Raw genomic sequence first — 2,499 nt, forward strand, 5'->3', positions numbered from 1 at the left:
TTAGCTGTTAGCTGTTAGCTGTTAGCTGTTAGCTGTTAGCTGTTAGCTGTTAGCTGTTAGCTGTTAGCTGTTAGCTGTTAGCTGTTAGCCAGAATAAATTATTAAGCATCGCGTTTACAATAAATACGGTTATATTTTATTAGTAGGCGTGAAGCTTGCTCACGCAATTGAAATATCTATACTATGCAGCAAGACGCCTACAATAAATTTAGCTTCAGAGCTTATTTGGGCTGTAGACGTAGAGCTTGCTCACGTTAGAAGCGAAGCTTCTCATGGCTTTAAAATATAATAACCACTGTAAAAGCACTACCTTTAAACTCCAGCAAGCAAGGCGCCTACAACGTTCCCCTCTAAAGCGCAGCGCCTCTTAACCTCTTAGTGAATAAGTTACTTAAAACCCTATTGCACAAAGAGAAGCAAAAGAGAAAAAATGAGAAAACATGCAAGTAGCAGCGAGTTTACCTCGCGTAAAACGTTTTGCATCAATATATATGCATAATAAATTGCAAATATGCCACCAAACTGCGGCCTATAAAATAAAACTTAGCCTAAAGCTCATTTGGGCTACAAATAAGGCGCTTACTTAAAATAGCTGGTAATTATCTACATAGGGTGAGTCTTTCTCTTTCTTACTTAGTTATTTATTGCTAACCTCGCATTAACGTTTTTTACTTAAACAATTTTTTGCTAACGGAATAATTATGCTAAAAAAAATATCGCTACTTGTCGGGATGGCAATCAGTGCAAATGTAATGGCTAAAGGCGGGGTTTCACCTTATTTACCTTTAAATCAAGTACCGGAGCTTGAGCATCAAGTACAACGCCTTTTAGCTGTAAGTAAAAATACGCACATAATGAGTAAGCCCTATAAAGCGCATGATATTTATAAAGTGCTGCAAACTGTTAGGCATACTTACCCTGAGTTATACCAAACACTTTCTTATCAGCTTAGCCCCTACATACAAAGTGATGCAGGCGCTTTTGCAAAGTTAACCATAGCCGCAGGTACAAAAGATAAAACACTGCCAAACCAGCGCGGGCAAACCACAAAAACTAACCTAATTGCTGAAGGCGGTGCTTATGCAAACTTTGGACGCCACTTTGGTGTTAGTGTTGCGGGTATAGCCAACGAAGACGAAATACTCCCAACGCAAAGCTTTATATACTTAGGGTATAAATACGCCCAACTAGATATTGGTTACCGTGAGCATTGGTACTCTCCCTTTGAAGACAGCGCTATGTTATTAAGCACACAAGCTAAAACTACACCTTCTATAACGCTTAGTAACGTAGAACCAATCACTAGCTTTAACATTAGATACGACATGTTTATTAGCCAAATGACAGAACAAAGCGGCATATTAAAAGAGGGTAAACAAACAGGTGTAGAAAGAGTTTACGAGCCAGGTAAACCGTATTTATTTGGTTTGCACACAAGCTTTGCAGCTACCGATAATTTAACTATAGGCCTAAGCCGCTTAATGCAATTTGGTGGCGGGCCACGTAGTGTAACACTAAAAGATTTTGCTGAAGGCTTTTTTAGCCCTGGCAGTAAAGACAACATAGGTAGAAAGGATGCCGATGAGCTTGGAGAAAACTACGAGCTAGGCGATCAACTAGGCTCTATAACATTTGAATACAACAACAGCCTATATTCACTTCCGTTTGAGCTATATGGAGAGGTTGCACTAGAAGATACGCTGGGTGGTTCACGCAATAACGCCTATAGCTTTGGTTTATATTTTCCCTTTATTGCAAACAACCACAGCTTACGCTTTGAACACAGTAATTGGCAAAAGCTTTGGTACGCAAACGGTATCTACTTAGATGGTAATCGTAATTCTGGTAATGTTATTGGCCACTGGGGTGGCGATGAACACAACTACACCGACTACACGCCAGCTAAATCAATGAGTATAAATTGGCACTGGCAGTTAAGTTCTATAGAAACGTTCAATACCACTATTCGTTCGCTTAAAAATAAAAACAGCGGCTATAAAACAGGCTACGAGCTGCAAACAGCCTATACACGTAAGTTAAGCAAACCAATAATGGGCGCCCAAAGTTGGGGCGCAGAGCTCTACCAAGGTAAAGATGTATTTGGAGAAACCTTTGCAAGGTTAGCTGTATTCGCAAATTTTTAAAGTTTATTAAAGGCGCACCTTAAAGCTTTGCTTCTAAAAGCTTAAATTTAGCCTAAGTGCGCCAGCAAGCAAGGCGCCTACAAAATAACAATATACTCCGAGCATAAAACCTATGTAGGCGTGAAGCTTGCTCACACAAAACATAATAACTTGGTACTAACCAAATATATACATCCACAAAAAAGCGCGGCATAAAGCCGCGACTACAGCGTTCCCCTGTAGAGCGCAGCGCCTCTTAACCTCTTAGTGAATAAGTTACTTAAAAGCCTATTGCACAAAGAGAAGAAAAAGAGGAGTAAATGAGAAAACATATAAGTAGCAGCGAGTTTTCCTCGCGTTTAGCCTTAACGCGGCA

At 40.0% G+C, this 2,499-nt stretch carries 1 protein-coding gene; it reads left to right on the forward strand.

Features of this window, described 5'->3' with window-relative positions; genetic code table 11:
- Window positions 1-701: 701 nt before the first annotated feature.
- Window positions 702-2,144, forward strand: coding sequence for a capsule assembly Wzi family protein (locus AN389_RS19400; protein ID WP_055020496.1), 1,443 nt, complete (start codon window positions 702-704; stop codon window positions 2,142-2,144).
- Window positions 2,145-2,499 lie beyond the last annotated feature (355 nt).

This window comes from Pseudoalteromonas sp. P1-7a (assembly GCF_001401855.1).
Classification (GTDB): Bacteria; Pseudomonadota; Gammaproteobacteria; order Enterobacterales; family Alteromonadaceae; genus Pseudoalteromonas.

What these genes read in the sequence shown, in the direction of transcription:
- AN389_RS19400 (WP_055020496.1), top strand. Translation starts at nt 702, where the DNA reads ATGCTAAAAAAAATATCGCTACTTGTCGGGATGGCAATCAGTGCAAAT.